Here is a 6,595-nt window from a genome sequence, read left to right on the forward strand (position 1 = left end):
ACGCCGAAAGTACTTGGCTGGAAGCGGCCTGGGAGGATAGGAAGTCGCTGATTAATTAAAAATAAGAGGTCATGTCGAAAGACATGGCCTCTTATTTTTGTTACTCTAACGAGTAACTATCTACTCGCTGCTTCCAGCCAAAATGGCAAAAGTATCTCTATGTTCTAGGCACAATAGAAGCGGCGTGGGATAAATAGCGAACCATGTTTGAAGGAGTGGTAACGACGAGCAAACATGAGTGAGTCTTTTAGCTCATGGCGTAAGATTTCTCGTAGAGAAATCCACAGCCACTGAGCAGGAAGTCGTAAAGTATCCACGTACTTGCTGCTTCCAGCCAAGGAAGTAGGCGTATCTCTATGTATTAAGAACAATAGAAGCGGCGTTGGGATAAATAGTGAGCCTCATTTGAAGGAACGTTAGTGACGCACAAATGAGTGCGAATCTTTTAGTTCGTAGCGTAAAATTCTTAGGAGAAGAATTCACAGCTGTCGAACAGGAAGTCGCAGAGAAATCCACAGGGATTGAGCGGCAAGTCGCTGATTAGATTAAAGGCACTAACTTAGGTTAGTGTTTTTTTGCATATGCATGTTTCTTTTTTATTAATGTAATTTAAAATTTACAATGATTTATAAAATATAATAATCAAATGAATATTGACTTTAATCATCATGATAAATATAATGTGAATATAAAATGAACCTTAATTATCAGCAATTTATAAAATTGAATTTATGCATGATTTGGGTAGAATAAGTTGCTCCTAATTAAATTTATTTTAAAAGTAAAATTAAAAAGAAGTTATGCAATAAATTTAATTTTCTGAATGTGATAACATAAATTTTTTATAAATAGCTTCTTTCAGAATTTTACTTCCTTTAATCGTACTATTAATAGTGGTAAATGAAAGGGATGTTTTAAAATGAATGTAAAAAAAGGTCTTAGAAATTTAGTTATGTTATCACTTGCTAGTGGAGTATTGATTAGTCCTTATATGGTTAGTGCTGAAGAGTATACTGGTGATGTAACTGATACTGGTAAACACATAATATCAAATGGCGTTAAGAACACTTTAACTACACCGACTACATCGACAGGTGGAACTGGTATTTATAATTTTGTTTATGGTGATTTTAATACTATAAAAAATACTAAATTTTCTAATATAATGGGTAATAACAATGTTGTTAACAATGAGAATGCTAATCAAACTCTCACATATGTTACTATATTAGGTTCTAATAATGGTGATGCCACTAAAGGTATTTATGGCTCTCGTATTTCAATTCTGGGAACGAATAATATATCTAAAGGTACTGATGTAGTTGTTATAGGTAGTGATAATGGCAAAGGCATAGATCGTGATAAGAATGATCGTATTGTGCAAGGCAATGATATAGTTGTTATGGGAGCTCGAAATTCGGTTTGGGCGAATGATACTGTAGTAATTGGTTCTGATATTATATCAACACAAGGAAATAGTGTAGTTTTAGGTGCAGACTCTAGAGATAGACAAGCAACAATTGTAAAGAATGCCACAGTAAAAGGTATAACTTATGGTGATTTTGCAGGTGTAGCAACATTAGATAAATATAATGAAGTAAAAAATGGTGTTGTTAGTGTAGGTGATGTAGGTAATGAACGCCAAGTCATCAATGTTGCTTCAGGTGAAGTATCCGCAACCTCAACTGATGCGATTAATGGCAGCCAATTATATGCAACTAATGTAGTAATAGGCAATGTGGCAGAGTCTGTTAAAAATCTTTTTGGTGGCAATACAGTAGTTAATGAAGATGGAACTATTACCAATAATGACATTGGTGGCACTGGCACATCTACTATTGATGATGCTATTAAAGCTGTCAACGATGGTAATCAAGGTAATGCTGATGCTATCAATGATTTACGTGAAGAGACTGAAAAGGCAATCCAAGGAAATACAGATTTAATTAATAAAAACACATCTGATATTGCTGATAATAAAGCAGCTATTGAAACTAATGCAGCGAACATAGCTGAAAATAGAAACAATATTGCTTCATTACAACAGCAAACAAATTCCTTAGATAATCGCATGAATAAAGTAGGGGCTGGTGCAGCTGCGTTAGCCGCACTTCATCCATTAGATTTTAATGCGGATGATAAATGGAATTTTGCTGTAGGGTATGGTAATTATAAAGATGCAAATGCAATGGCTGTAGGGGCATTCTATCGTCCAAATGAAGACACTATGCTTTCCGTTGCTGGCTCTATGGGCAATGGCGAAAATATGGTGAATGCTGGTTTAAGCTTTAAAATCGGTCAGAGCAATGGCGTGACTAATTCTAAAGTGGCATTGGCTAAAGATGTCGAAGAATTAAAACGAATTGTTAAAGCGCAAAGTGCTGAAATTGCTCAATTACGTCAAGGTCAAGTAGCTGGTGCAGCCTTAGCTTCTAATGAAACTGTAAATAGAAACTTTACTGATTTACCAACAGATCATTGGGCTTATAGCTATGTTAAATCATTGGCAGCGCAAGGTTTAGTTGAAGGCTATCCTGACGGAGAGTATAAAGGCGATCGTCAAATGACTCGTTATGAATTTGCAGCCGTTGTGTATAGAGCGCTTCAAAATGGTGCTAAAATAGACACTAATATGGCACGTGCTATTGAAGAATTTAATCCTGAAATTACACGTCTCGAAAATTTAGACCATAGTCGTATTGATCGTGTAGCCGGCGAAGATAATGACCGTCATAAAATTGAACGTCTTCGTGCGAACAATAAAGATGACAAAGAGGCCGGTATCTACCGTGATGTATACGGAGCTAAAATTCAAAAATAATATAATAGCATAAAATAGCAATATAAAAAGACATGCATAGTAAATGAATTTTAAGGGTTAATATAACCTTGAAAATTTTACTAAGTGCATGTCTTTTTTATGTTAAATATAATAATTTACTTTTTGGATGATGCTCCCAAGTTATAAAAGCTTATTGCTTTAAAGACAGGGAGCAGATAATTTTTCTATCTAAAGATAAATAGAATCATTTAGTTAGACTCTGCTAATTTTATTGCACCGCGGAGCATAACTTCCATGCCCATTGGCATAGCTTCAGTATCTACGCGGAAGCAACCATGATGAATAGGATGTACATAACCTTTCTCTTCATTTCTCATACCGAGGAAGAAGAAGCAGCCTGGTACAACACGGAGATAACGAGAGAAGTCTTCAGCCCCCATAAGTGGGTCAATCGTAGGAAGGGCGTCTACACCATACTCTTCAGCAATAATGTCGCGAATTGTAGTTGCTACTTCAGCATTATTAATAGTCGCATCATAACCAAAGCTATATTCTACTTCAGCTGTAGCTCGATGTGTAGCAGCGATACTTTTAATAATTTCTTCAATGCGTTTTGCTGCGTACTGTCTTGCATGCTCACTAAAACTACGAACAGAGCCACCAATTTGTGCTACTCCAGGAATAACATTAACGGCACTGGAGCCGGCATGGAATTGTGTAGTACTGATTACTAATTGATCTAATGGATCGAGCTCACGAGAAACAATGTGTTGTAAATTAGTAACAATTTGGGCTGCGATGGCTACAGGGTCAATTGTTAGATGTGGTTGTGAAGCATGACCGCCACTGCCTTTTATAACGGCATCAAAGCGATCAGATGCAGCCATCATAGCACCGGTGCGAACTCCAATTTGCCCTGTAGGGATAGTAGGCATAACATGTTGCCCTAAAATATAATCTACACCTTCTAAGGCACCACCTTTAATATATTCAATAGCGCCTCCTGGCGGTAATTCTTCTGCTGGTTGGAAGAGTAGGCGATACGTGCCAGGTAACTCATCTTTATATTTGCTTAAAACTGCAGCCACACCAAGGAGCATAGTAGTATGGGCATCATGGCCACAGCCATGCATAAGACCTTCTTTTTTTGAGATAAAGTCGTAGTCAGTGCCTAATTCATCCATTTTTAGACAATCAATATCAGCACGTAGTGCTATAGTTTTACCTGGTTTGCCACCTTTAATCTCAGCAATTACCCCAGTTTTCATAATTTGGCTTAGTGTAAAGCCACCCATTTCTGTTAGCTTTTCTTTTATGAAATCAGTTGTATTATATTCTTCAAAAGAAGGCTCTGGATATTGGTGTAAATGTTTATACCAATCCACAACCTGTGGGAATTCAGCTTGAATGGCTTCTTTAATATTGAACATAGTAGTGCTCCTTTCTTAGAGAACTGCAGTAGAGTAAAATATACATAAATAAGTAGAAATTTCAAACTTGCTAATTTAATATTTGCAATTTTCTATAATAAATGTATAATTAAATTATTCATAAATATACTTTCCTAGTTTTATTATATGAAATTACTTTTTTAAAATGCAAGAAAAAATTTTCAAATTTGTTAAAATTTTAATTAAAAAAACTCTAAATCAAGTAGATTATTATAGGTAAGAAATCTTGTAATTTACTAGTATGATTTAGTTAAGATATAGTTTTAACACTCGCTTGCAACATATATTAAAGCAGTACTTTCTCCCAAAAACGGAAAGTATTTTTTTGTATAATTTCTTATTCTATAGGATATAGTTTGAGAAGTTAAAAATCAAATGTACAAATACAGGAAACATAAGCAAAGGTTGTAAGAAAGATCATATAATAGGTTGATAGATTATTAGTTTATCTATTTATGATGATTACAGGAGGCGATGAGGGGATGTAGCTGTACAGTTTCTTTTTTAGGAAGGGGCGATTGGTATGACCAGTAAAATGATGGCAGATATGTTATTTGCCTTAGGCGTATTAAGTATGTTTCTTTTATTAGGTACTTTTATCAGGGCTAAGGTAAAAGTGTTGCAACAAACATTTATCCCTGCATCTGTTATAGGTGGATTTATTTTATTAATATTTGGACCTGTAGGGCTAAATTGGTTGCCTTTACCCAAAGATTGGCTTACATTTTATGCGTTAATTCCTGGTATTTTAATTGTGCCAGTAGTAGCTTCAGTTCCATTGGGGCTAAAAATAAACTCAAGTGGTAATACGTTAAAAAATGTAATGCCGTTAGCTTTGATTGGCAGTGCCATTGCGATGTTCCAATTTACTTTGGGGTTTGCTACTCAAATTGGCTTTAGTAGTGCTTTTGATTTTTATCCTACCTTTGGCTGGGAGTTAGGTCTTGGCTATGTAGGTGGTCATGGTACAGCAGGCTTATTGGGGAATATGCTACAGAGCATGAATTTACCATTTTGGCAAGTGGCACAGGGCGTGGCGGTTACAACTGCAACCTTTGGCTTAGTGGGTGGTATCGTTCTTGGCATGATTTTGATCAATATAGCAGCACGTCGTGGACAAACTGCTATTTTGAAAAAGCCTGGAGATATTCCTGAAAGTTTTAAAGTTGGTTATACAAAAGATATTTCAAAGCAACCTTCAATGGGGCGCGATACTACCATGTCTTCATCCATTGATTCGTATGCGTTTCACTTAGCTATTATCATGGGTGTATGTGCTATTTCATATTGGTTCTTAGGTCTTGCAAAGGGAGCGAAGGTTCCTGTATTAAAGGATATTTCTATTTGGGCTTACTGTATCGTAGTGATGTTCATTGTTTGGTGGGGCATTTGTAAGCTTAAAATTGATTTCTTAATTGATGGTAAAGTAAAAAGTAAAATTTCTGGCTCTTTAACAGAATTTGCTGTAGTAGCAGCTATTGGTAGTATGCCGATTAAAGCGGTTATGACATATTTTGTGCCGATTTTAGTTATGTGTTTACTTGGGTATGTATTAACTATTGGCTTTTTATGGTTCACATGTAGAGCGTGGCTTAAGGATTATTGGTTTGAGCATATGATTGCCACTATGGGCATGTCTACAGGGGTATTTCTTACTGGTGTACTCTTACTTCGCATCTGTGACCCTGACTTTGAAAGTCCAGTGTTAGCGAATTACTCGTTAGCTTATACCATAACGAGTGTGGCTTATTTTGCTATTTTAAATGTGTTCTTAACAACCTTGTTATACAGTGGAGCAGAATCCGCTGTTTGGTTATCCTTAGGTCTTGGCGCAGTAGAAACAGTAGCAGCCTTTATTATTAGCCGTGCTTTGATGGGGAAAGTACATAATGCATAATGACTAGAGTACAGTGCAGTTGTATGGACCTAACATAGTTCGCGTTATATCACTGTAGTGTTAGTTAATTAGCGTCATATCATTGTGGTGTCAGTTACTATGATTTCAAAACTCTTATTTTCGGTAAGAACGGCATTAGTAATCTAAAATGTAAAATTAAAAATTTGGTGTTTGACAAAGTTATTTCAATTTGTTATTATATTCTAGTATCAGGCAAGGCAATATGCCATGTGACTGATACTAGACATAGGGGTATAGCTCAATTGGTAGAGTAGCGGTCTCCAAAACCGTTGGTTGTGGGTTCAAGTCCTACTGCCCCTGCCACCATTATAGAAAAAGCGACCATTACGGTCGCTAATTCTATGACATGGAGTGATAAAATTTCACTTGCAATGCACGGTAGATTATGGTAATATAGTTGAGTGCTAATAGTGACTCAGTAGCTCAGCTGGATAGAGCGTTTGA

Annotated in this window: 3 protein-coding genes and 1 tRNA gene; 3 read left to right on the forward strand and 1 reads right to left on the reverse strand. The window is 36.1% G+C overall.

All coding sequences use genetic code 11. The annotated features are described in order from the left end of the window. Positions 1-919: 919 nt before the first annotated feature. Positions 920-2,821, forward strand: a complete 1,902-nt coding sequence (locus QZR90_RS09360) for a YadA C-terminal domain-containing protein (RefSeq protein WP_295791368.1) — start codon at positions 920-922, stop codon at positions 2,819-2,821. 209 nt (positions 2,822-3,030) lie between these two features. Here the strand turns inward: QZR90_RS09360 and QZR90_RS09365 are convergent, their stop codons facing one another. Next, positions 3,031-4,212 (reverse strand): M20 family metallopeptidase, encoded by a 1,182-nt coding sequence (locus tag QZR90_RS09365; RefSeq protein WP_295791370.1) that lies wholly within the window; start codon positions 4,210-4,212, stop codon positions 3,031-3,033. A gap of 544 nt (positions 4,213-4,756) precedes the next feature. Between QZR90_RS09365 and QZR90_RS09370 the strand changes: the two genes are divergently transcribed. Beyond that, positions 4,757-6,130, forward strand: coding sequence for a sodium/glutamate symporter (locus tag QZR90_RS09370; RefSeq protein WP_295791373.1), 1,374 nt, complete (start codon positions 4,757-4,759; stop codon positions 6,128-6,130). A gap of 248 nt (positions 6,131-6,378) precedes the next feature. Then, positions 6,379-6,454 (forward strand) — tRNA-Trp (locus QZR90_RS09375). Positions 6,455-6,595: the final 141 nt, after the last annotated feature.

The sequence above is a fragment of the uncultured Veillonella sp. genome, assembly GCF_900545795.1.
Lineage (GTDB): Bacteria > Bacillota > Negativicutes > Veillonellales > Veillonellaceae > Veillonella_A.

What these genes read in the sequence shown, in the direction of transcription:
- QZR90_RS09360 (WP_295791368.1), top strand. Translation starts at nt 920, where the DNA reads ATGAATGTAAAAAAAGGTCTTAGAAATTTAGTTATGTTATCACTTGCT.
- QZR90_RS09365 (WP_295791370.1), bottom strand. Translation starts at nt 4,212, where the DNA reads ATGTTCAATATTAAAGAAGCCATTCAAGCTGAATTCCCACAGGTTGTG.
- QZR90_RS09370 (WP_295791373.1), top strand. Translation starts at nt 4,757, where the DNA reads ATGACCAGTAAAATGATGGCAGATATGTTATTTGCCTTAGGCGTATTA.